General features: G+C 70.4%; 19 protein-coding genes. 3 read left to right on the top strand and 16 right to left on the bottom strand.

Annotation, left to right across the window (positions count from 1 at the left end):
- Positions 1-219 precede the first annotated feature (219 nt).
- The 7 genes from JUB10_RS02225 to nrdH form a co-directional block, all read right to left on the bottom strand.
- Positions 220-1,041: an aldo/keto reductase gene (locus JUB10_RS02225; protein ID WP_207453897.1), complete on the bottom strand. Its 822-nt coding sequence runs from the start codon at positions 1,039-1,041 to the stop codon at positions 220-222.
- Between the two features lie 31 nt (positions 1,042-1,072).
- On the bottom strand, positions 1,073-2,278 hold the full coding sequence (locus JUB10_RS02220; protein ID WP_207453894.1) for an MFS transporter: 1,206 nt from the start codon (positions 2,276-2,278) through the stop codon (positions 1,073-1,075).
- Positions 2,279-2,318: 40 nt separating this feature from the next.
- Entirely contained in the window at positions 2,319-2,753 is a 435-nt protein-coding gene (locus JUB10_RS02215) for an NUDIX hydrolase (protein ID WP_307859051.1), read from the bottom strand.
- 215 nt (positions 2,754-2,968) lie between these two features.
- Entirely contained in the window at positions 2,969-3,943 is a 975-nt protein-coding gene (nrdF, locus tag JUB10_RS02210; RefSeq protein ID WP_207453892.1) for a class 1b ribonucleoside-diphosphate reductase subunit beta, read from the bottom strand.
- Positions 3,944-3,962: 19 nt separating this feature from the next.
- Entirely contained in the window at positions 3,963-6,113 is a 2,151-nt protein-coding gene (gene nrdE / locus JUB10_RS02205; RefSeq protein WP_307859050.1) for a class 1b ribonucleoside-diphosphate reductase subunit alpha, read from the bottom strand.
- Positions 6,110-6,499: a class Ib ribonucleoside-diphosphate reductase assembly flavoprotein NrdI gene (gene nrdI, locus JUB10_RS02200; protein WP_207453890.1), complete on the bottom strand. Its 390-nt coding sequence runs from the start codon at positions 6,497-6,499 to the stop codon at positions 6,110-6,112. Before nrdI ends, nrdE begins: the two co-directional genes overlap by 4 nt.
- Positions 6,500-6,504: 5 nt before the next feature.
- On the bottom strand, positions 6,505-6,738 hold the full coding sequence (nrdH, locus tag JUB10_RS02195; RefSeq protein ID WP_207453888.1) for a glutaredoxin-like protein NrdH: 234 nt from the start codon (positions 6,736-6,738) through the stop codon (positions 6,505-6,507).
- 607 nt (positions 6,739-7,345) lie between these two features.
- Here nrdH and JUB10_RS14495 point away from each other — a divergent pair.
- Positions 7,346-8,131, top strand: coding sequence for a DeoR/GlpR family DNA-binding transcription regulator (locus JUB10_RS14495; RefSeq protein WP_207453886.1), 786 nt, complete (start codon positions 7,346-7,348; stop codon positions 8,129-8,131).
- Positions 8,132-8,223: 92 nt separating this feature from the next.
- Here JUB10_RS14495 and arfA read toward each other — a convergent pair whose 3' ends face one another.
- The 9 genes from arfA to JUB10_RS02145 form a co-directional block, all read right to left on the bottom strand.
- The gene (gene arfA / locus JUB10_RS02185) at positions 8,224-9,762 is read right to left on the bottom strand and encodes an arabinosylfuranosidase ArfA (RefSeq protein ID WP_207453884.1); all 1,539 of its coding nucleotides are present in this window, start codon (positions 9,760-9,762) and stop codon (positions 8,224-8,226) included.
- Between the two features lie 44 nt (positions 9,763-9,806).
- Positions 9,807-10,700, bottom strand: a complete 894-nt coding sequence (locus tag JUB10_RS02180; protein ID WP_207453882.1) for a carbohydrate ABC transporter permease — start codon at positions 10,698-10,700, stop codon at positions 9,807-9,809.
- Position 10,701: 1 nt separating this feature from the next.
- Positions 10,702-11,655, bottom strand: coding sequence for a carbohydrate ABC transporter permease (locus JUB10_RS02175; protein ID WP_207453880.1), 954 nt, complete (start codon positions 11,653-11,655; stop codon positions 10,702-10,704).
- A gap of 39 nt (positions 11,656-11,694) precedes the next feature.
- The gene (locus tag JUB10_RS02170; RefSeq protein WP_207453878.1) at positions 11,695-13,047 is read right to left on the bottom strand and encodes an extracellular solute-binding protein; all 1,353 of its coding nucleotides are present in this window, start codon (positions 13,045-13,047) and stop codon (positions 11,695-11,697) included.
- A gap of 170 nt (positions 13,048-13,217) precedes the next feature.
- Positions 13,218-14,240: a LacI family DNA-binding transcriptional regulator gene (locus JUB10_RS02165; protein WP_207453876.1), complete on the bottom strand. Its 1,023-nt coding sequence runs from the start codon at positions 14,238-14,240 to the stop codon at positions 13,218-13,220.
- Positions 14,241-14,273: 33 nt separating this feature from the next.
- Positions 14,274-14,732, bottom strand: a complete 459-nt coding sequence (locus JUB10_RS02160; protein WP_207453875.1) for a GNAT family N-acetyltransferase — start codon at positions 14,730-14,732, stop codon at positions 14,274-14,276.
- 74 nt (positions 14,733-14,806) lie between these two features.
- Positions 14,807-18,631: an ATP-dependent RNA helicase HrpA gene (gene hrpA / locus JUB10_RS02155; RefSeq protein WP_207453874.1), complete on the bottom strand. Its 3,825-nt coding sequence runs from the start codon at positions 18,629-18,631 to the stop codon at positions 14,807-14,809.
- A gap of 68 nt (positions 18,632-18,699) precedes the next feature.
- Positions 18,700-20,313 carry an ABC transporter permease gene (locus JUB10_RS02150; protein ID WP_207453870.1) on the bottom strand — a complete coding sequence of 538 codons (1,614 nt, stop codon included), beginning with the start codon at positions 20,311-20,313 and terminating at the stop codon, positions 18,700-18,702.
- The gene (locus JUB10_RS02145) at positions 20,310-21,221 is read right to left on the bottom strand and encodes an ABC transporter ATP-binding protein (RefSeq protein ID WP_207453868.1); all 912 of its coding nucleotides are present in this window, start codon (positions 21,219-21,221) and stop codon (positions 20,310-20,312) included. The genes JUB10_RS02150 and JUB10_RS02145 overlap by 4 nt, the downstream gene beginning before the upstream one ends.
- A 148-nt stretch (positions 21,222-21,369) precedes the next feature.
- On the opposite strand from JUB10_RS02145, the gene JUB10_RS02140 reads away from it, so the two are divergent.
- The gene (locus JUB10_RS02140; protein ID WP_374191679.1) at positions 21,370-22,866 is read left to right on the top strand and encodes an MmgE/PrpD family protein; all 1,497 of its coding nucleotides are present in this window, start codon (positions 21,370-21,372) and stop codon (positions 22,864-22,866) included.
- Positions 22,867-23,760 carry a methylisocitrate lyase gene (prpB, locus tag JUB10_RS02135; protein ID WP_207453866.1) on the top strand — a complete coding sequence of 298 codons (894 nt, stop codon included), beginning with the start codon at positions 22,867-22,869 and terminating at the stop codon, positions 23,758-23,760.
- The last annotated feature ends 39 nt before the right edge of the window (positions 23,761-23,799 follow it).

Raw genomic sequence — 23,799 nt, 5'->3', positions numbered from 1 at the left:
GCTGCGGTGTGGCGCCCGGGCCGACCCGGACGCCACGCCGCGGTCGCGTGGCTCCGGGCTGCTCCGGGCGCCACGTCGCGGTGGGCCGGTACCCGCGCTGATTCGGGCCACGCCGCGCTCGCCGGCGACGACCAGCCGCGGAAGTCACTTCCAGCCGCGACTGTTCGCGGCTACTCGTGACAAGCGCGGCTGATGGTGCCCGACGCGCCGCCGGTAGCGTCAGCCCGCGTCCGGGTCCATGCCGGTGCGCTCGCCGCTCTCGAGGTGCGCGATCGCCGCGAGGTCGTCGGTGTCGAGCGCGAAGTCGAAGACGTCGAAGTTCTCCCGCACGCGCTCCGGCTTCACGGACTTCGGGATCACGACGTTGCCGAGCTCGAGGTGCCAGCGCAGCACGATCTGCGCCGGGGTCTTGCCGTGCTTCTCGGCGAGGGCGTCGAGCGTCGGGTTGCCGAGCACGCGCCCGCGCGCGAGCGGCGACCACGCCTCGGTGAGGATGCCGTGCGCCGCGTCGAACTCGCGCACAGCGCGCTGCGGCAGCCACGGGTGCAGCTCGACCTGGTTCACGGCCGGCACGACCTCGCCCTCCGCGAGGATGCGCTCGAGGTGGTGCTCCTTGAAGTTCGAGACGCCGATCGACCGCACCCGGCCCTCGGACTGCAGGCGCTCGAGCGCCTTCCACGTGTCGACGTAGCGGTCCTTCGACGGGACGGGCCAGTGGATGAGGTACAGGTCGACATAGTCGAGGTCGAGCTTCTTCGCGCTCTCGTCGAACGCGCGCAGCGTCGCGTCGTAGCCCTGGTCGTCGTTCCACACCTTCGTGGTGACGAAGACGTCCTCGCGGGGAAGTCCCGAGGCCCGCACTCCCTCGCCCACGCCGCGCTCGTTGTGGTACAGCGTGGCGGTGTCGACGTGCCGGTAGCCCGCCTCGAGGGCGAGACGCACGAGCTCAGCGGCATCCGCGTCCGGCACCTTGTAGACCCCGAGCCCGAGCTGCGGGATCGAGCGGCCGTCGTTGAGGGGGAGGAGGGGAGAGCTGGTCATGCCCCTCACACTATTGGCGTTCGGCTGACGCTCAGCTCTGCACGGGCACCGGTTCGGTGTCGGGGATCGGGCTCGCGTCCCGGCCGCGCAGATCCGGATGCCACGCCTTGGCGACCACCGCGAGGAGAACGCCGAGCGCGGCGATCGCGAACGCCGTCACGAACCCGCCGGCCGCGCCGCTCGCGTCGATGAGGAAGCCCGCGATCGCGGAGCCGATGGCCGCCCCGATCAGCTGTCCGGTGCCGACCCAGCCATACGCCTCGGCGGTCTCGCTGAAGCGGACGCTCGACGACGTTATCGCGAACATCACCGCGAGGGCCGGGGCGATGCCGATACCCGCGATGAGCAGGGCGCCGACGAGCCACCAGAAGTCGAGCACGAGGGCGGCGAGGCCCATGCCGATCGTGACGATGAGCATGCGCCGGGCGAGCGCCCACGGGCCCACCGGGATGTGTCCGAACGCCAGGCCGCCGGCGAGCGAGCCGAGGGCGAAGATCGCGAGGATCGCGCCCGACTCCGGGCCGCCGTGGTCGAACGCGGCGACGACCGCGGCCTCCGTGGCCGAGCAGGCGCCGATGAGCAGGAAGCCGACGAGGGTCGCGAGCAGCACGGGGCGCTTGATCAGCACGGCACCGAGGCGGCGACGCGAGCGGGGGATGCGCACCCGGCCGACCTCGGGCGAGGCGATGAACCAGATGCCGCCGAGGATCAGGATGACGCCGCAGAGCACGAGCCCGAACACCGTCGAGATCTGCGTGGCGACGAACGTGATCACGACGGGCCCGGCGACCCAGATGATCTCCTGCGCCGAGGCGTCCAGGGAGAACAGCGGGGTCAGCTGCTTCGACGTCACCATTTTCGGGTAGATCGTGCGCACCGCCGGCTGGATCGGCGGGGTCGACAGGCCGCCGACGAGGGCGACGAGCATGTAGCCCCAGAGCGGCATCGGCACGAGCGCCACGGTGAAGATGGAAAGCGCGGCGACGACGAGGGTCAGGATCAGCACGGGGCGCATGCCCCAGCGGCCCATCCAGCGGCTCGTCAGCGGGCCGGCGACGGCTTGGCCGATGCTCGTCGCGGCGAGCACGAGGCCCGCGGCGCCGTAGGAGTCCTGCACGCGTTCGATGTGCAGCAGGTACGCCAGCGAGAGCATCCCGTTGGGGAACCGGGCGGTGAGCTGTGCCGCGATCACCCGGGCGACGCCGGGCCGCTTCAGAAGATCCAGGTAGCTGCTCACGAGTCATCCAGTCTAGTTGTGGGAGCCCCGTGGACAGGGGCTAGGCGTGGGGGAGGAGGAGCACCGTCAGCGGTGCGAGCTCGAGGTCGGTCGGCGCCTGCGGGTCGATCCAGGCGACCTCCTCGACCTCCGCGCGGGCGCCGACCGCGCCCGGATCGACCGTCACCCGGAAGATCTCGCCGACGACCGTGCGGCCCGGATGATTCGCGGCCGACGCCTCGAAGCGGCCGACCCACGTGGCATCCGCCGGGTCGACGTCCACGCCGATCTCCTCGCGGAGTTCTCGCACCATCGCCTGCCGCGGAGTCTCGCCCGGGTCGAGCTTGCCGCCGGGCTGCATGAAGGGCGTCGTGCCGCGGGAGCGGGCGACGAGGGTGCGCCCGGCGCCGTCGGAGACGATCGCCGCGGCCACCCGGATGTCGCCGTCGCGCGCGACGTACGCGGCGTCCTCGGCGATGTCGGTGGGAAGGGGCACGGTCCGAGCCTAGGCGGGGAGGGGCGGGAGGGGACGGGACGAGGGGCGCACCCGAACCCGAATCGGATGCGCCCCTCGCGTGTGGGCGGAAACCTCAGAACCCGAATCGGAGGTGTCCGCCGCGTGGCGGTGAGGCGCGACCCGAATCGCACGCCCACCGCAGATCGGAGGGGCGCCGGCTAGAGGCGCCCCTCCGAGTCTTGGTCAGAGCCTGGTCAGAACTCCCAGTCCTCGTCCTCCGTCGCGACGGCCTTGCCGATGACGTAGCTCGACCCCGACCCCGAGAAGAAGTCGTGGTTCTCGTCGGCGTTCGGCGACAGCGCGGACAGGATGGCGGGGTTCACGTCGGTCACGGTGCTCGGGAAAAGCGACTCGTAGCCGAGGTTCATCAGCGCCTTGTTCGCGTTGTAGTTGAGGAACTTCTTGACGTCCTCGCTGAGGCCGACCTCGTCGTAGAGGCTCTCGGTGTAGTCGGCCTCGTTGTCGTAGAGCTCCATCAGCAGCGAGAACGTGTAGTCCTTGAGCTCGTCGCGCTTGGCCTGGTCGACCAGCTCGAGTCCGCGCTGGAACTTGTAGCCGATGTAGTACCCGTGCACGGCCTCGTCGCGGATGATGAGGCGGATCATGTCGGCGGTGTTCGTCAGCTGAGCGCGGCTCGACCAGTACATCGGCAGGTAGAAGCCGGAGTAGAAGAGGAACGACTCGAGCAGGGTCGAGGCGACCTTCCGCTTCAGCGGGTCGTCACCGTGGTAGTACTCCAGCACGATCGCGGCCTTCTTCTGGAGGAACTCGTTGTCCTCCGACCAGCGGAACGCCTCGTCGATCTCGCGGCTCGACGCGAGCGTCGAGAAGATCGAGGAGTAGCTCTTGGCGTGCACCGACTCCATGAACGCGATGTTCGTGTAGACGGCCTCCTCGTGCGGGGTCAGCGCGTCGGGGATCAGCGACACCGCGCCGACCGTGCCCTGGATCGTGTCGAGCAGGGTGAGGCCCGTGAACACCCGCATGGTGAGCTGGCGCTCGGCGGGGGTCAGGCGCGCCCACGACTGCACGTCGTTCGAGATCGGGACCTTCTCCGGCAGCCAGAAGTTGTTGGTGAGCCGGTTCCAGACCTCGAGGTCCTTGTCGTCGTGAAGGCGGTTCCAGTTGATCGCGGTGACGCGATCGATGAGCTTGAGCTTCTCGGTCATGATGTGTGTCCTCGTCGGATCAGAGCATGCAGCTGACGCAGCCCTCGACCTCGGTTCCCTCGAGGGCGAGCTGGCGGATGCGCACGTAGTAGATGGTCTTAATGCCCTTGCGCCACGCGTAGATTTGCGCGCGGTTGACGTCGCGGGTCGTCGCCGTGTCCTTGAAGAACAGGGTCAGCGAGAGGCCCTGGTCGACGTGCTGCGTCGCCGCGGCGTAGGTGTCGATGATCTTCTCGGGGCCGATCTCGTACGCGTCCTCGTAGTACTCCAGGTTGTCGTTCGTCATGAACGGCGCCGGGTAGTAGACGCGGCCGAGCTTGCCCTCCTTGCGGATCTCGATCTTCGAGGCGATCGGGTGGATCGACGAGGTCGAGTTGTTGATGTAGGAGATCGAGCCCGTCGGCGGAACGGCCTGCAGGTTCTGGTTGAAGATGCCGTGCTGCATGACGCTCTTCTTGAGCTCGAGCCAGTCCTCCTGCGTCGGGATGGCGATGCCCGACTTCGCGAACAGCTCCTTGACCTTCTCGGTCTCGGGCACCCAGGCGCGCTCGGTGTACTTGTCGAAGAACGTGCCGTCGGCGTACTTCGAGTTCTCGAAGTTGTCGAACGTCTCGCCCGTCTCGATCGAGATCTTGTTCGAGGCGCGGAGCGCGTGGAACAGCACCGAGTAGAAGTAGATGTTCGTGAAGTCGATGCCCTCCTCGCTGCCGTAGTGCACCCGCTCGCGGGCGAGGTAGCCGTGGAGGTTCATCTGGCCGAGGCCGATGGCGTGCGTGCGCGAGTTGCCGTACGCGATCGAGGGGACGGCGCGGATGTCGCTCGCGACCGACACGGCGGTCAGCGCGCGCACGGCGGTCTCGACGGTCTTGCCGAGGTCGCCGCCGTCCATCGCGAGGGCGATGTTCATCGAGCCGAGGTTGCAGGAGATGTCCTTGCCGATCACCTCGTAGCCGAGGTCCTCGCCGAGCTTCGACGGGGTGTTGACCTGCAGGATCTCCGAGCAGAGGTTCGACATGTTGATGCGACCCTCGATCGGGTTCTCCTTGTTCACCGTGTCCTCGAACACGACGTAGGGGTAGCCCGACTCGAACTGCAGCTCCGCGAGCGTCTGGAAGAAGTCGCGGGCGTTGATCTTGGTCTTGCGGATGCGCGGGTCGTCGACCATCTCGCGGTACTTCTCGGTGATCGAGATATCGGCGAACGGCTTGCCGTAGATGCGCTCGACGTCGTACGGCGAGAAGAGGTACATCGCCTCGTTGTTCTTCGCGAGCTCGAAGGTGATGTCGGGGATCACGACGCCGAGGCTCAGCGTCTTGATGCGGATCTTCTCGTCGGCGTTCTCGCGCTTGGTGTCGAGGAACCGCATGATGTCGGGGTGGTGCGCGCTGAGGTACACCGCGCCGGCGCCCTGACGCGCGCCGAGCTGGTTGGCGTACGAGAACGAGTCTTCGAGCAGCTTCATCACGGGGATGACGCCGGAGGACTGGTTCTCGATGCGCTTGATGGGCGCGCCGTGCTCGCGGATGTTGCTGAGCAGCAGCGCGACGCCGCCGCCGCGCTTCGAGAGCTGGAGGGCCGAGTTGATGCCGCGGCCGATCGACTCCATGTCGTCCTCGAGACGGAGGAGGAAGCAGGAGACGAGCTCGCCGCGCTGCGCCTTGCCCGCGTTGAGGAAGGTCGGGGTCGCGGGCTGGAAGCGGCCGGAGATCATCTCGTCGACGAGCTCCGCCGCGAGCGACTCGTCGCCGGCGGCGAGGGTGAGCGCGGTCATGACGACGCGGTCCTCGAAGCGCTCGAGGTAGCGGCTGCCGTCGAAGGTCTTGAGCGTGTAGCTCGTGTAGTACTTGAACGCGCCGAGGAAGGTCGGGAAGCGGAACTTCGCGGCGTAGGCGCGGTCGTTCAGCGCGGTGATGAACTCGAACGAGTACTGCGCGAGCACGTCGCCCTCGTAGTAGTTGTTCTCGACGAGGTAGTCGAGGCGCTCCTTGAGGGAGTGGAAGAAGACCGTGTTCTGGTTGACGTGCTGCAGGAAGTACTGCCGCGCGGCCTGACGGTCGGCGTCGAACTGGATCTTGCCGTCCGGTCCGTACAGGTTCAGCATCGCGTTGAGCGTGTGGTAGTCGAGCTGAACGGGTGCGACTGTCGCCGCGGGGGGTGTTGCGATGCTCACAGGGTCTCCAATCCCTGCCGTACGACGCGCACGTCGTCGGCTGTTCCGAAGAGTTCGAATCGGTACAGGTGCGGCACCTTGCACTTCGCGGCGATGATGTCGCCCGCGAGGCCGTAGGCCGCACCGAAGTTCGTGTTCCCGGCGCCGATGACGCCGCGGATGAGGGATCGGTTGCCCTCGTGGTTGAGGAAGCGGATGACCTGCTTGGGCACCGCTCCCTTCCCGTCGCCGCCTCCGTACGTCGGAACGATCAGTACGTAGGGGCGATCGGCCAGCAGCGGTTCATCCCGCGCATACAGCGGGATGCGCCGCGCCGGCAGGTCGAGCTTCTCGGCGAACCGGTGCGTGTTGCCCGATGTGCTGGAGAAGTAGACGACCTCGTGCATGGGGGTCACGCGAGCTTGGCGCTCAGTTCCTCGATGCGGTCGGGGCGGAAGCCCGACCAGTGGGCGTCGTCGGTGACGACGACGGGGGCCTGCATGTAGCCGAGCTCCTTGACGGTGGCGAGGGCCTGCTCGTCGACCGAGACGTCCTTGACCTCGTACTCGATGCCCTTCTTGTCGAGGGCGCGGTAGGTGGCGGTGCACTGCACGCAGGACGGCTTGCTGTAGACGGTGATGGTCACTTTCGTGATGCCTTTCTCCCCTTGGATTCCGGCTCTCGCCGGGCCCAACCCCGTGCCGTGATCACTGGATCCGGCAGCGACCCCCTGGCCGCGAAGCGATACTACATACGGGGTCCGACATTCCTTGGGACCACAAGATGCTGTGTCGCGACTTTCTCGTAGTCCACAGGCTCTGTTAGTAGAACAACGGCCCGGATCAGGGTATTTCCGCTCCTGGGGAGACACCTGTCCACAGGGTGGATTTCTGTGGAATGTGATGGCTCGGCGTGTCGCGTCGGACCCCGATATCGGGCGCTTCCCCCGTTGGGGGGACAGCCTCCCGGCGTGTCGCGAGACCGCCCCGCGGACCGGGCTCACGTGCCTCCTTCCAGCCGATCGGGTCGGCGCGAATCACGAGTGGAAAGGGCGACGCGCCGGGTGGGCTCGGCGTGCCGCGCCGCGACTCATGAGTTACGCCGACGGAGGCGGATGACGCGCGCCCGACCCGCCAGGGCGATCGGATGACCCCCGCGCGACACCCGCCACCGACACGCGCGCCGCAGGCGTCGCGTGCCTCCGTCGTCTCCCGTCACCCCCGCCCGATAGCCTCGACCGACGAGGAGGAGCCGTGTCCGCAGACGAGCCGCCGCAGCCGGCGCCCGTGCGCCGCGCGCGCATCGCCGCCGAGCTCGAGCGCAGCGGGTTCGTGCGCAATCGCGCGCTCGCGGCCCTGCTCGGGGTGTCGATGGTCACGGTGCGCACCGACCTGCAGGAGATGGAGCAGGAGGGGCTGCTCAGTCGCGTGCACGGCGGGGCCGTCAGCCTCGACGCCCGGGAGCGCCCCTTCGAGGAGACGGCGACCGAGAACGCCGCGGCCAAGGACGCGATCGCGGCCGCATGCGTCGAGCTGCTCGCCCCGGGGATGACGGTCGCGCTCGACGTCGGCACGACCACGGATGCCATCGCGCGGGCGATCGCGACGCGTCCCCGCCTCGACGCGCTGCTCGTCGTCACGAACGGGCTCGCGATCGCGCGGAGCCTCGAGGCGGTCGAACACGTCGAGGTCGTCGTGACCGGCGGCACGCTGCGTCCGCTGCAGCACTCCCTGGTCAACCCGATGGCGACGGCCGTGCTCGAGAGCCTCGACGCGGACATCGCGTTCCTCGGCTGCAACGGTGTCACCGTCGCCGACGGCGTGACGAACGCGAACGTGCCCGAGGCCGAGGTGAAGCGCGCGATGATGCGCAGCGCCCGCGAGGTGGTCGTCGCGGCCGACGGCAGCAAGATCGGCGCGACCGCGCTCGCCCGCATCGCCGCGCTCGACGAGGTGCACCGCCTCGTGACGGATGCCTCGGGCGAGGGTGCCGAACTGCGCGCCATCCGCCGGGCCGGCGTCGCGGTCGACGTGGTCTGAGCGCGCCGTCCCGAGCGAGGCGCCGCGGGGCGAGGCGCGGGGGTGGCGGCGGTCGCGACGCCCGAATCGCCGCGACCGCCGCCGGCAAGGGCTTACGCCCGCGAGACCTCGAGCGGCACGACCGCCCACGACAGCGCGGGCAGGGTCACCCGCACGACGCCCTCGTCGATCGCCGCGTCGAGCGGCCTGAGGCCGACGCGGTCCTGGTCCTGCTCGGTGTTGGCGGCGAACCGGTCGCCGCCCTCGGGAACGGTGAGCACCTCCGCGCGGCCGATGCCGGTGGCGCCGAAGCCGCGCAACTCGATCGTCACGTCCGCGGCCTCCTCGAGCCCGCGGTTCGCGAGGAACACGGCGGCCTGGCCGGTCGCCTCGTCCCAGGTCGCCGCGACGTCGACGAGGTCGGCGTCGCCGAACTCCTTCGTGGCGTACTTGTCGCTCTTCACGACGGGGCGGAGGATGCCGCCCTTCGCGAGCGCCGACATGCGCGCGAAGGGCCAGAAGCTCGCCTGCCGCCACGCGGGGCCGTTCTCCTCGCTGCGGATCGGGGCGATGACGTTGACCAGCTGCGCCTGGTTGGCGATCGTGACGCGGTCGCCGTGCCGGAGCAGCGAGTGCAGCAGCGTGCCGACCACGACGGCATCCGTCACGTTGTACGTGTCCTCGATGATGCGCGGGTGCTCGCGCCACTCGCCCCGGCGGGTGATCACGTGCGGCTGGTCCTCGGTCTCGAGGCCGCGCTGGTACCAGACGTTCCACTCGTCGAAGGAGATGTTGATGCGCTTCTTGCCCTTGACGCGCGCCCGCACGGCGTCCGCGGTGGCGACGACCGACTCGATGAAGTGGTCGGTGTCCATCGCGGTCGCGAGGAAGCTGCCCGCGTCGCCGTTCTCCTCCTGGTAGTAGGCGTGGCAGGAGATGTAGTCCACCTCGTCGTAGGCGAGGGAGAGCACGGTGTGCTCCCACTCGGCGAACGTCGGCATGTTCGAGCTCGAGCTGCCGACGGCGACGAGCTCGATCGACGGATCGATCAGGCGCATCGCCTTGCCGGCCTCCTGGGCGAGACGACCGTACTCGTGCGGTGTCTTGCTGCCCATCTGCCACGGGCCGTCGAGCTCGTTGCCGAGGCACCACAGCTTGATGTCGAACGGCTCCTTCGCGCCGTTCGCGATGCGCAGGTCGCTCCACTTCGAGCCGCCCGGGAAGTTGGCGTACTCGACGATCGCGCGCGCCTCGTCGATGCCGCGGGTGCCGAGGTTGATCGCCTCCATGATCTCCGTGCCCGCCTCGCGCGACCAGTCGACGAACTCGTGCAGGCCGAACTCGTTCGTCTCGATCGTGTGCCACGCGCCGTCGAGGCGCCGCGGCCGCTTCTCGACCGGACCGATGCCGTCCTCCCAGTCGTAGCCCGACACGAAGTTGCCGCCGGGGTAGCGGATGACGGTGGGGCCCATCTCCTTCACGAGCTTCAGCACGTCCTGACGGAACCCGCGCTCGTCGGCCTCCGGGTGCCCCGGCTCGTAGATGCCGGTGTACACGCAGCGGCCCATGTGCTCGACGAACGAGCCGAAGAGGCGGCGGGGCACGTCGCCGATCACGAAGTCGCGATCGAGGACGATGTGGGCGATTGACATGGAACTCCTGTCGGTGTCGGGGAGGGGAAGGGGACCGCGGGGGACTACTGGCCGCCGAAGCCGGTCGTCGCGATGCCGCGGATGATCTGGCGCTGGAAGAAGAGGAACAGCACGATCAGGGGCAGCGCGGCGAGGATCGCCATCGCCATGTTCTGCGCGTACTGCACGCCGAACGCGCTCTTCACGGTCTGCAGGCCCACGGGCAGCGTCATGAGGTTCGTGTCGTTGATGATGAGGAACGGCCAGAGGAAGTTGTTCCAGGCCTGGATGAACACGAAGATCGACACCGCCGCGAGGATCGGGCGGGACAGCGGCAGCACGACCGACCAGAACACGCGCAGCCGGCTGGCGCCGTCGACGCGGGCCGCCTCCTCGAGCTCGATCGGCACCTGATCGAAGAACTTCTTGAGAATGAACACCATGGCCGGCGCGACCACCTGGGGCAGGATCAGCCCGAGGTAGGTGTCGACCATGCCGAACGCGAGCATCTGGTAGAAGAGCGGGATCACGAGCACCTGCGGCGGGATCACGATCGCGGCGATGATCGCGAAGTACAGCGGCTTGCGGCCCGCGAAGTCGAGCCGCGAGAACGCGTACGCCGCGAGTGCGCAGGTAGCGACCGTCAGGAACGTGATGACGGCCGAGGTCCACAGGCTGTTCCACGCCCAGATGGGCACGTTGCCGGCGCCGAGCACGTTCGTGTACGCGTCGAACGTCACGCCGCTCTCGCCGAACCAGGAGACGGGCGCGCTGCCGGCATCCGCCTCGGTCTGCAGCGACGTGGCGACGGCCCAGGCGAGGGGGAGCAGCCAGGTGACCGCGAGGAAGAGCAGCACGAGGATCGCGAGGATCCGGGCGACGCCGAAGCGCTTCTCGCCGGGCTTCAGTCCGGACGAGGAGGGCATGCGGCGGGTGGGTCGCGCGGCGACGGCGGTCATGTCAAGCACTCCTTCGTGCATTGGTGCGGAACTGGACGAGCGAGATGATCAGCACGATCGCGAAGAAGATGTACGAGATCGCGGAGGCGTACCCGAACCGGTAGCCGGTGAAGCCGGTGTCGAAGATGTAGACGACGACCGACTGCGTCGCGGGCGTCACCAGCTGGTTCATCATCTGGTAGATCTGGTCGAACACCTTCAGGGACGCCAGGATCTGCAGGATGACGATGAGCATCGTCGTCGGCGCGAGCTGCGGCAGCGTGACCGACCAGAGCTTGCGCCAGCGCCCGGCGCCGTCGATCGATGCGGCCTCGTACTGCTGCTCCGGGATGTTCTGAATCGCGGCCAGGTAGAGCAGGAAGTTGAAGCCGACGGTCCACCAGACCGTGGCGATGACGATCGAGATCATCGACACCGTGGGGTCCTGCAGCCACGGCACCGCGGCGAGGCCGAAACTCTGCAGCACCGAGTTCACGAGGCCGAGCTGCGGGTTGAAGATCCAGACCCAGATCAGCGAGACGACGGTCGAGGCGAGCAGGAACGGCATGAAGAACGACAGCCGCCACAGCCACTTGCCGGGCAGCCCGGCCTCGACGAGCAGCGCCATGACGAGGGCGATCAGCACGAGCGGCACGGTCGAGAGCAGCGTGAACCAGACGGTGTTCCAGAGGGCGCGCCACATCTCGGCATCCGCGAACGCCTCGGCGTAGTTGGCGAGGCCGACGAACGCTCCGCCGGCACCGGTCATCGACTGGTCGGTGAAGCTGAGGTAGAGCCCGTGGATGAGGGGCCAGACGAGGAAGAGGGCGAAGAACACCACGAGCGGGGCGACGAACGCCCAACCCGGGCCGTTCTCGCGATTGCGCGGTCGCTCGCGGGTGGCGGTGGCCTCCGCGTCGTCGGCCGCGGGACCCGCGGTGGCGACGGCGCGGTTGCCGACGGCGGCTGTGGTCATCAGAACTCCTTCGTTCCTTGAGGCGATAGAGACGAGCGATCAGACGGGATTGGGCTTCGACAGGAGCACGTCGAGCGCGGCCTTGAAGTCGCGGAGGCCCGCGGCGGGGTCGGCACCGGCGAGCAGCACGGGCTGCATGTGCTGGCCGAAGAGGTTCTGGAAGTCCGAGCCGGAGCCGGTGAACCAGGCGGGCGGGTCGTAGTTGACGATCTCGGATGCCTGCACGTAGTGCGCCTGCGGCAGGAGCTCCCCGTAGGCGGGGTCCTCGGTCACGGGCTCGTACGCGGGGATGTGACCGGCGCCCGCCCACTTGATCGAGTTCTGCAGGATGTTCGCGACGAGGCGGTAGGTCTCGCGGCGCTTGTTCTCGTCGGGGAACGCCTGGTGCGGCAGCACGAAGGCGTGCGAGTCGGCGTAGGCGGCCGGCTCGCCGAAGAGGGTCGGGATCGGCATCGCGTCGACGGGCAGCTCGGCGTTCTGCATCGTCGGCAGCTCCCACGGACCGGTGAGGAACATGCCGGAGTCGCCGCTCGAGAACTCGGCGACGGCGGTCGCGTAGTCGTTGGTCGAGGTCGCGATCTCGTTGTCGAGCAGCTGGCGGATGTAGTCGAAGGCGGCGACGCCCGCCTCCTCGTCGAACTTCGCCTTGCCGCCGACGGGGAGCTCGAACTCCGCGCCCATCTGGCGGTAGAAGGTGTACCAGAGCCGCCACATCTGGGCGCCGTCGTTGAGGTAGCCGTAGGAGAGGCCGTGCGCCGGCGCGGCATCCGTCATCGCCCTGGCGACCTCGAGGAAGTCCTCGGGGCTCGTGGTCTCGACGAGCTGCCCGTTCGACCCGAGCACTCCCGCGGCCTCGGCGATGTCGGTGTTGTACATGAGGATGAACGGGTGCGCGTCGAGCGCGATCGAGTAGACGTCGCCTTCGTAGACGCCCTTCTCCCAGATGCGGGGGGCGAAGTCCTCCTCGGTCACGCCGAACTCCGCGAGCAGGTCGGTGTCCCAGGGGTCGAGCAGGCCGCCCGGCGCATAGCCGGGAAGGCGGGCCGCGTGCATGACGGCGACGTCGGGGGCGCGGCCGCCGACCGAGGCCATCGCGAGCTTCGTGTAGTACGGCGGGCCCCAGGTGAGCACGGTCTGCTCGGCGTTGAACGTCTCGTTCGCCTGGTTCGCCTCGGTCACGAGGTCGGACATCGTGATGCCGTCGCCGCCGGTGAGGGGATGCCAGAACGACAGTTGCGCCTCGCCGGAGGCCGCGGCCCCGGTCGAGCAGCCGGTGAGGGCCGGGGCGAGCATCGCGCCGCCCAGGGCGGCCGCGCCGCCGACCAGCAGTTGACGGCGGCTGAACGCTGTCGGTCTCGCATTGGTCGTGGTGGGGTTCGTCTTCGAAGCCATGGTTCACTCCTTCGTGATGGCTCATCTTTACATCGATGTAAAACGGGCTGCAAGTACCCCGTCTGGACGATGTTCCAGATCAGTCTGTCGGGGTGCGCGTCGCGGCGGAAGAGCGGGGAAGGGTCGTCCCCGATTCGTTAGCGTCCGATGGTCGCGTTGCCCGGTGGGGCTCAGCCGAGGGTGCTCGCGCGGGTCACCAGGCGGTAGGGGATGACCTCGCGCCGCGCCTCGAGGTCGCGCTCGCCGATGCGGGCGTTCAGCAGGTCGAGGGTGCGCTCGGCGAAGAGGCGCTTGTCGAACGCGACGGTCGTGAGCGGCGGGATCGCGAGGCGGCCGTCGGCGATGTCGTCGAAGCCGGCGACCGCGACATCCGCCGGCACCCGCAGGCCCGCCGAGGCGAGCGAGTGCAGGGCGCCGATCGCCATGGAGTCGGTGAAGCAGAACAGGGCGTCGAAGTCGAGGCCCTCGGCGAGCACCCGGGCGACGCACTCGGCGGCGTTCTCCGGCGCCCACACGTCGACGCTGAGTTCCAGCGCCGGATCGACGGGCACGCCCGCCTCGGTCAGGGCCTGCCGGTAACCCTCGAGGCGCAGCCGCGCTGTCGCGGTGTCGAAACCGGGCCCGACGGCCCCGAGCGCGGCGATGCGGCGGCGGCCGAGCGAGAGCAGGTGCGCGGTCATCTCCCGGGCGGCGGCGACGCTGTCGACCTCGACGTGGTCGACGGAGTTCTGCTGCACCTCGCCGATGAGCACGACGGGCGGGAGGTCCTCGACGCGGGCGAGGGCGCTCGCCTCGAGGGTCACGGGGTTCAGCACGACGCCGTCGACCAGCTGGGCGCGGGCGCGGGAGAGCAGCGACCACTCGCGTCCGGGGTCGCGGGCGGTCTGCTCGATGATGACGGCCCAGCCGCGCTCGTGGGCGACCTCGACGAAGGCGTTCGTCATCTCGGCGGAGTACGGGGTGGCGAGGTCGGGCAGGGCGAGGGCGACGATGCCCGAGCGGCCGTTGCGGAGCCCGCGCGCGCTGTAGTTCGGCACGTAGCCGAGCTCCTCGATCGCGGCGAGCACGCGACTGCGGATGCCCTCGCTCACGACGGCCGCACCGGTCATCACGTTCGAGACGGTCTTAGGCGAGACGCCCGCGAGCGCGGCGACGTCCTTGACCGTCGCGCGCCGGAGTCCCGTGGTGCCCATAGGAGGAACGGTACCCGCCGCGCGAGGGCGGAATCAGCGGGGCTCGGTGCTCCGGGCGCCCACGATCTCGCCGAACAGCACCTCGCCGGTCGGCTCGAACCCGCACCGCAGATAGAACCCCTCCGGCCCACCCTCGCCCTGCTCCCAGAGCACCGTCATGCGGCTCTGACCGCGGCGCCGGGCCTCGGCCGCGACCTCCTCGACGGCGAAACGGCCGACCCCGCGCCCCTGCGCCGAGCCGGCGACGTTCATGCGCCAGATGCCGCATCGGAACGCCTCGAGCTCGTTGTCGGGGTCGAAGTTCGCCATGACGAAGCCGACGACCTCGTCGCCCTCGAGGATGGCGCGGGGCCACGCCGTGGGCGTGACGTACGCCTCGGCGATGGAGTGCAGCACGGGTGCCACGAAGCGCTCCTGGCCGGGCCTCAGCTGGAGCTCGACGAGACCGGGCAGGTTCTCGGTCGAGAGCTCTTCGAGACGGAATTCGCTCATGAGGGCACGGTAGGCGGTGGGGGCGACATCCGGAGGGTCTCCTCGGGGCTCCGGCCGGGCACCTCACCCCGACGTCAGGACGACGCCTGCAGCGCCTTCGTGATCCGCTGCACCGACACCGTCTCCGCGGTGCCGAGGTGCTGCGCGAACAGCGAGACGCGGAGCTCCTCGAGCAGCCAGCGCACCCGCAGGAGGTGTGCCGGGGCATCCGGCTGCAGCGGCAGCCTGCCGCCCGCCTGCGTGTACCGCGCCGTCGCGTTCTGCACCTCGGTCATCCAGACGCGGTCGCGCGCGACGTCCGTCGGCAGCTTCTCCATGCGGGCCGCGATGCCGCGGAGGTAGCGGGGCACGTGGCGCAGCTGCTCGAGCCCGGTGCGCGAGACGAAGCCCGGGAAGACGAGCGCCCCGAGTTGCTCGCGCGCGTCGGCGAGCGCCGGCAGCACCGTCATGCTCGTCGCGCCCTTGAGCGCGCGCTCGGCGTCACGGGCGGCGGTGAGCACCTGCGTCACGAGCGTGACGGCGGCGTAGAGCTCGTCGACGAGTTCGGCCGAGACGGCCTGACGCGTCGCCTCGAACTCGTCGCGCGTCCACAGCAGCCCGTCAGGGGTGCGGCGGCGCACGGCGGCCTCGATCACCGCGAGCATCGTGTCGTCGAAGAGCACCTGCACGTTCTGGTACGGGCTCGTCGCGAGCACGAGCTTCTCGTTCTGGCTCAGGTGCTCGCGCACGTAGCCGAGCGGCGAGGGCACGGTCAGCAGCAGCAGGCGCCGGATGCCTCGGGCGTGCTCCCGCGCCTGGTCGGCGGGAGTGGCCTGCACGCGGATCGCGACCGACGCGCCCTCGTCCACGAGGGCCGGGTAGCCGCGCACGACGGCGCCGGCGCGGCGGGTGTCGACGTGCCGGGGCAGCTCGTCGAGGTCCCACGTCGTGATGCCGCTGCGCTCGATCGCGTTCGGCGTGCGCTCGGTGACGGCGGCGACCGACTGCCGCGACCGGGTCTTCAGCTTGTGCTGCAGCCCCTCGAGGTCGTACGAGCGGGCGAGCCGGCGGCCGTTGTCGTCGAGCACGGCGAAGCCCACGCGCAGGTGCCCGGGCACCCGATCCCACTCGAAGTCGTCGGGGCTCACCGGGGTGTGGGTCTTCCGCTGGATCTGGTCGGCGAGGTACTCGGCGATTGAGACGCCCGACTCCTCCGGGTCGTGCGGCAGAGCCTCCAGCAGACGGCGGGCCCAGTCGGCCGCGGGCACGACGTTGCGGCGGATCGCCTTAGGCAGCGTCTTGATCAGCGCGGCGACGAGCTCCTCGCGGAAGCCCGGCACCTGCCAGTCGAACCCGGTGGGGGAGAGCCGGGCGAGCAGCGCGAGCGGCACCTGCACGGTGACGCCGTCGTCCTCGGCGCCGGGCTCGAAGCGGTACTTGACCGTGAGCCGCTGGTCGCCCTGCCGCCACTGCGACGGATACGCGTTCTCGTCGATGCGGTCGTCCTCGCCGATGAGGTCGGCCTCGGTCATCGTCAGCAGATCGGGGGTCTGAGCCCGCGCCCTGCGCCACCAGCCCTCGAAGCTGCGGGTGCTGACGACGTCGTCGGGGATGCGCTTGTCGTAGAACTCGAAGATCGCCTCGTCGTCGAACAGGATGTCGCGTCGGCGCTGACGCTCCTCGACCTCCTGCAGGCGCTTCCGCAGCTTGCGGTTCTCGCGGTCGAACGCCTGCGGCGAGTCCCACTCGCCCTCGACGAGCGCGTGTCGGATGAACAGCTCGCGGGCGTGCGCCTGGTCGACGCGCGCGTACTGGATGCGGCGTCGCTCGACGATCGGCACCCCGTACAGCGTCACGCGCTCGTACGCGACGGCGGCGCCCTGCTTCTTCTCCCAGTGCGGCTCGCCGACGGTGCGCTTGAGCAGCCCCTTCGCGATCGGCTCGGCCCACGCGAGGTCGATCGCCGCGTTGGTGCGGGCGAACAGGCGCGAGGTCTCGACGAGTTCCGCGCTCATGATCGCGGCGGGCTGCTTCTTCGCGAGCGCCGAGCCGGGGAAGATCACGAACCGGGTCTGCCGGGCGCCGACGTAGTCCTTCTTCTGGCTGTCCTTCAGACCGATCTGACTGAGCAGCCCGGCGAGCAGGGAGCGGTGGATCCCGTCGGGATTGACCGAGGGTTCGCCGACGTGCAGCCCGAGCTGCTTCGCCGCGCGCACGAGCTGGCGGTAGAGGTCCTGCCACTCGCGGATGCGGAGGTAGTTGAGGTACTCGTTGCGGCACATGCGGCGGAACGCGCTCGAGGAGAGCTCGCGCTGCTGCTCCTCGAGGTGGTTCCACAGGTTGAGCAGCCCGAGGAAGTCGCTCGTCTGATCGCGGAACCGGGCGTGCTTCTCGTCGGCCTGCTGCCGCTTCTCGAGCGGGCGCTCCCGCGGGTCCTGGATCGAGAGCCCCGCGACGATCGCGAGCACTTCGCGAGTGGTGCCGTGCTGCTTCGACTCGAGCAGCATGCGGCCGAGCCGGGGGTCGATGGGCAGTTGCGAGAGCTGGCGGCCGACCCGGGTGATGCGCGGCTGCCGGGCATCCGTCTCGATCGCGCCGAGCTCGCGCAGCAGGTCCATGCCGTCCTTGATGCCGCGCGACTCCGGCGGCTGGAGGAAGGGGAACTGCGCGATGTCGCCGAGGCCGAGGGAGATCATCTGCAGGATGACGGCGGCGAGGTTCGTGCGGAGGATCTCGGGCTCGGTGTACTCCGGGCGGCGCTCGTAGTCGGCCTCGGAGTAGAGGCGGATCGCGATGCCGTTCGAGGTGCGGCCGGAGCGGCCCGAGCGCTGCCGGGCGGATGCCTGCGAGATGGCCTCGATCGGCAGGCGCTGAATCTTGGCGCGCGCCGAGTACCGGCTGATGCGGGCTGTGCCCGCGTCGATCACGTACTTGATGCCCGGCACGGTGAGCGAGGTCTCGGCGACGTTCGTGGCGAGCACGACGCGGCGGCGGAGGCCCGCGACCCTGCTCGGTTCGAAGACGCGATGCTGCTCCGCGGCGCTGAGGCGGCCGTAGAGGGGGAGCACCTCGGTGCCCGGCAGGTTGCGGCCCTTGATCGCGTCCTCGGCGTCGCGGATCTCGTTCTCGCCGCTGAGGAAGACGAGCACGTCGCCGGGCGCCTCGCGCGAGAGCTCGTCGAGGGCGCGGTTGATGCCCTCCATGAGATCCATGGCTTCGGCGCGCGGCTTGTCGTCGGCGCGCGAGCGGTCGCCGCCGCGGCGGGTCGGGGGTTCGTCGTCGAAGTCGTCGTCGCCCTCGTCATCCGTCTCCTCGGCGTCCTCGGGCGCGAGCGGCCGGTAGCGGATCTCGACAGGGTACGTGCGGCCCGAGACCTCGACGATCGGGGCGTCGCCGAAGTGACGCGAGAAGCTCTCGGGGTCGATCGTCGCCGACGTGATGATGACCTTGAGGTCGGGGCGGCGGGGGAGCAGCTGCTTGAGGTAGCCGAGCAGGAAGTCGATCGTGAGGCTGCGCTCGTGGGCCTCGTCGATGATGATCGTGTCGTAGCGCTTGAGGTCGCGGTCGCGGTGGATCTCGGCGAGCAGGATGCCGTCGGTCATCAACTTGATGCGCGTGTCGTCGCTCACGCGGTCGGTGAAGCGCACCTGGTAGCCGACGAGCCCGCCGAGGTCGGTGCCGAGCTCCTCGGCGACACGCTCCGCGATCGTGCGGGCGGCGATGCGCCGCGGCTGGGTGTGGCCGATCGAGGTGCGGCCGAGCTCGAGGCAGATCTTGGGCAGCTGCGTGGTCTTGCCCGACCCGGTTTCCCCCGCGACGATCACGACCTGGTGATCGCGAATCGCCTGCGCGATGTCGTCCCGCTTCTGGCTGACGGGCAGCTCTGGCGGGTAGGAGATCACGGGGATGGCGGAAGACATGAGCCCTCCATGCTATTCGCGCGGGCCGTGTCGTCCGCCGCCGTTCGCTGGCGACGGACGGACGGATGTCAGGACGCGAGGTCCCGGCGCCGCACGAGCGCGACCGCGGCACCCGCGGCGAGCGCGGCGACGGCGAGCAGCACGAGGGTCGCCGCCCGGTCGAGCTCCTCGACCGGCAGCGCGGAGGAGTGCCGGAACGGGCTCACGTCCTGCAGAGCGTCGGGGATGCCGAGGAGGTCGCCGAGCTGGCCGAGCACGAGCGCCAGCACGAGCACGGCCCAGCCGAGCGCGACGGTGAGCCGCGGCAGCACCGCGAAGACGAGCACGACGACGCCGACGACCACGAGGGCGGCGGGCACGTGCGCGAGCGCCGCGGCGAGCCCGGTGCCGAACCACTCCCCGTCCTCGCCGACCCCGACGAAACCCGCCCCGGCCGCGAGTCCCGCGACGAGCGCGACGACGGCGGTCGAGGCGAACGCGACGCCGACCTGCGCCGTGAGCCAGGAGCGGATGCCGAGGGGAGCCGACAGCAGCAGCTCCGCGCGCCCGTCGGCCTCCTCCGCCCGCGATCGCATCACCGCCTGGGCGCCCGCGGCGGCCGCGAGCACTGACGTCATGCCGAGGATGCCCGCCGTGAACGCGCCGACCGCGTCGGCGCGGGTGCCGGGCACGAGCCGCGCGATGAGCTCGCCGAGCGAGGCGTTCTCGCGCGCGGCATCCGCGACGATCGGTGCGAGCAGCCCGGCGAAGCTGCCGAGCACCGCGGCGCCGACGCACCAGCCGACGAGGGTCGGCAGCTGCAGGCGCCAGGCGAGGCCGGGCGCGGAGCCGAGCAGCGCGCCCGCGCGTGGACGCCCCGGTCGCTCGCGGAGGAGGCTCGCGCCGAGATCCCGCCGGGCGCGCAGCGCGAACGCGGCGAGCCACAGCACGAGCGCCGTCGCGAGCGCGAGCAGCAGCGGACGGGCATCCGCATCGGTGTAGGGGCGCACCAGCTCGCCCCAGCCGATGGGGGAGAACCAGGTGGCCGTCGCCGGCTCGACGCGCAGGAGGTCGTCGCTCGGGGTGCCGAGCGCGTCGCCCACGCCGCGCACGAGGTATGCGAGCCCGACGGCGGCGCCCGCGACGCCGTTCGCGCCGCGGGAGTTCGGCATCAGCTGCGCGGCGACCGCGGCGACGCCGGCGAAGGCGAGCCCGATGAGCGCGAGCGCGGCGCCCGTCAGCGCGGAGCCCTCGGGATCGAGCCCGCCGGCGACGAGGGCCGCGGCGGTGAGGGCGCCGAGCAGCAGATCGGCGATCGCGGCCGTGATGAGCGCCGCGGCCAGCGGCGGGAGGCGCCCGGCCGGGGTGGCGCCGACCAGCTCCGCGCGCCCGGCGTCCTCGTCGCCGCGAGTGTGCCGCACGACGAGGAACGTGCTCATCAGTCCCGCGAGCACCGCGAGGAACGCGAAGGCCTGGAAGAACACGACCGCGTCGACCCCGGTGCCGTCGGGGGTGCCACGGAGGAAGAGGAACGCCGGGTTCGCGGCGGCGACCGCGACGATCGCGGCCCGTTCACGCTCGTCGCCGAACTCCTGCCCGACGGCCGCGGCCGACGACCCCGCGAGCAGGGCGACGCCGCCCGCCCAGAACAGCAGCTGCCAGCGGTCGCGGCGCAGCTGCGCGAGCACGAGCCGGGCGATCATCGCCGTGCCGCCTCGGCGGGCTCCTCGCCGTAGTGCCGAAGGAACAGGCTCTCGAGCGACGGCGGCGTCACCGCGAGCCCCTCGGGGCGCAGGGTCGCGAGCAGCTCGAGCACCGCGGGCACCCGCTCGGAGTCGACGTCGAACTCGACGGTGCCGTTCTCGGCACGCAGGTCGGCGACGCCGTCGAGGGCGGCGAACACGGCGGCATCCGCCCCCGTCGTCACCCGGAACGAGGTGCGCGTGAGGTGCCGCAGCTCACCGAGGGTGCCCGTCTCGACGGTGCGCCCGGCGAGGATGATCGTCACGCGGTCGCACAGCTGCTCGACCTCGCTGAGGATGTGGCTCGACAGCAGCACCGCCGCGCCCTCGTCGCGCACACGGTCGATGTGCCGGCGGAACACCGTCTCCATCACCGGGTCGAGCCCGCTCGTCGGCTCGTCGAGCAGGTACAGGTCGGCGCGCCGCGCGAGCGCCGCGACGAGGGCGACCTTCTGCCGGTTGCCCTTGGAGTAGCTGCGCGCCTTCTTGCGGGGGTCGAGCTCGAAGTCGCGCAGCAGGCGGTCGCGCAACCGCTCGTCGGCGCCGCCACGCAGCCGGGTGAGCAGGTCGATCGTCTCGCCGCCCGTGAGGTTCGGCCAGAGGCTGACGTCGCCCGGCACGTAGGAGATGTCGCGGTGGATCGCGACGGTGGCGGTCCACGGATCGCGGCCGAGCACTCGCGCGGTGCCGCCGTCGGCCCGCATGAGGCCGAGCAGGATGCGGAGGGTCGTCGACTTGCCCGCGCCGTTCGGGCCGAGGAAGCCGTGCACCTCGCCCTCGCGCACCTCGAGGTCGAGGCCGTCGAGGGCCGGATGCCGTCCGAACCGCTTCTGCAGTGCGGTGACGGTGATGACGGCTGCGGTTGCCATGGCCGATCCTTTCGGGGTCGATGTCTCCGCTCTCGCGGGCCGACCAGACTTCCCGGCTCTCCGAGCGGAAACGTACGCCCACGCGCCTTCGCGGGGCAAGGCCGCGCCGCGGCCCGGCGCGAACCGGTGCGTTCTAGGCTGAGCGATCGTGAAGCTCAACGACGTGCGCGTGCACCGCAGCGACGAGAACCTGCCCCGCGAGGAGCAGCTCGCGTGGAAGATCGCCGAGGTCGCGACCGACCCCGTCGGCGTCGAGGACGACGTCGCCGAGATGATCGTGAACCGCGTGATCGACAACGCGGCCGTGGCGGTCGCCTCGCTCGGCCGCGCGCCCGTCGTCGCCGCCCGCGGGCAGGCCCAGGACAGGATTGCGAGCCGCGGGGGCAGCACCGTCTTCGGCATCGAGGGCCGCTTCGAGCCCGAGTGGGCGGCCTGGGCGAACGGCGTCGCGGTGCGCGAGCTCGACTACCACGACACGTTCCTCGCGGCCGACTACTCGCACCCGGGCGACAACATCCCGCCGATCCTCGCCGTCGCGCAGCACGCCGGATGCGACGGGGCCGCGCTCGTGCGCGGGCTCGCGACCGGCTACGAGGTGCAGATCGACCTCGTACGCGCGATCAGCCTGCACAAGCACAAGATCGACCACGTCGCGCACCTCGGCCCCTCCGCCGCCGCCGGCATCGGCACGCTCCTCGGCCTCGACGCCGAGACCGTCTACCGCGCCGTCGGCCAGGCGCTGCACACCACGACCGCGACGCGGCAGTCGCGCAAGGGCGAGATCTCGACCTGGAAGGCGTACGCCCCGGCCTACGCCGGCAAGGTCGCGATCGAGTCGATCGACCGGGCGATGCGCGGCCAGACGAGCCCGTCGCCGATCTACGAGGGCGAGGACGGCGTCATCGCCTGGCTGCTCGACGGACCCGACGCGCACTACCGGGTGCCGCTGCCCGAGCGCGGCGAGCCCAAGCGCGGCATCCTCGACAGCTACACCAAGGAGCACAGCGCCGAGTACCAGGCGCAGGCGTGGATCGACCTCGCCCGCAAGCTGCACCACGAGCACCCCGGGCTCGACGCGGCATCCGTCGACCGCATCGTGCTGCACACGTCGCACCACACGCACTACGTGATCGGGTCGGGCGCGAACGACCCGCAGAAGTACGACCCGACCGCGAGCCGCGAGACCCTCGACCACTCGATCCCGTACATCTTCACGGTCGCGCTCGAGGACGGCGCGTGGCACCACGTCGACTCCTACACGCCCGAGCGCGCGGGACGCGCCTCCACCGTCGCGCTGTGGCGCAAGGTCACGACGACGGAGGACCCGGAGTGGACCCGCCGCTACCACTCGGAGGACCCGAGCGAGAAGGCCTTCGGCGGCCGCGTCGAGATCGACCTCGCCGACGGCACCCGCATCGTCGACGAGATCGCCGTCGCCGACGCCCACCCGCTCGGCGCCCGGCCGTTCAGCCGGCCCGACTACGTGCGGAAGTTCCGCACGCTCGCCGAGGACGTGCTCGACGAGCGCGAGACCGAGCGCTTCCTCTCGCTCGCCGAGCGGCTGCCCGAACTCACCGCCGAGGAGCTCGGCGGGCTCACCGTCGTCGCCCCGTCCGTGCCCGTCGCCCCGAAGGGACTGTTCTAGATGCTGCACTCGAAGACGGATGCCGCGAGCAAGCGCGCCGCGCTGCGCGAACGCCTCGCGTCGGGGGAGCTCCTGCAGTTCCCCGGCGCGTTCAACCCGCTGTCGGCGCAGCTGATCCAGGACAGGGGCTTCGACGGCATCTACATCTCCGGCGCCGTGCTGAGCGCCGACCTCGGGCTGCCCGACATCGGGCTCACGACGATCACCGAGGTCGCCGGGCGCTCGCAGCAGATCGCGCGAGTGACCGACCTGCCCGCCCTGGTCGACGCCGACACGGGCTTCGGCGAGCCGATGAACGTCGCGCGCAGCGTGCAGCAGCTCGAGGACGCGGGCGTCGCGGGTCTGCACATCGAGGACCAGGTCAACCCCAAGCGCTGCGGGCACCTCGACGGCAAGCAGGTCGTCGACGCCGACACGGCGCTGAAGCGCGTGCGCGCGGCGGTCGACGCCCGACGCGACGCCAACTTCCTGATCATGGCGCGCACCGACATCCGCGCGGTCGAGGGTCTCGACGCCGCGATCGACCGCGCCAAGGCGCTCGTCGACGCCGGCGCCGACGCGATCTTCCCCGAGGCGCTCGAGGGCGAGCGGGAGTTCGAGGCGATGCGCGCCGCGATCGACGTGCCGCTGCTCGCGAACATGACCGAGTTCGGCAAGGGCACGCTGCTCACCCGCGAGCAGCTCGCGTCGCTCGGCATGAACATCGTGATCTACCCCGTCACACTGCTGCGCCTCGCGATGGGCGCCGCCGAGCGCGGCCTCGACACGATCAAGGCCGAGGGCACCCAGGAGTCGCTGCTCGGCGAGATGCAGCACCGGGCGCGCCTGTACGAGCTCATCGACTACGCGGGCTACAACGCGTTCGACGAGTCGGTGTTCACCTACCGGCCCTAGCGCCCGCCCCGGGGCATCCGGCACCACACGACATCACGA

It is taken from the genome of Desertivibrio insolitus, assembly GCF_017355965.1.
In the GTDB taxonomy this organism is placed as follows: Bacteria; Actinomycetota; Actinomycetes; order Actinomycetales; family Microbacteriaceae; genus JAFIQW01.
This window is presented reverse-complemented; position numbering and strand designations above follow the sequence as displayed.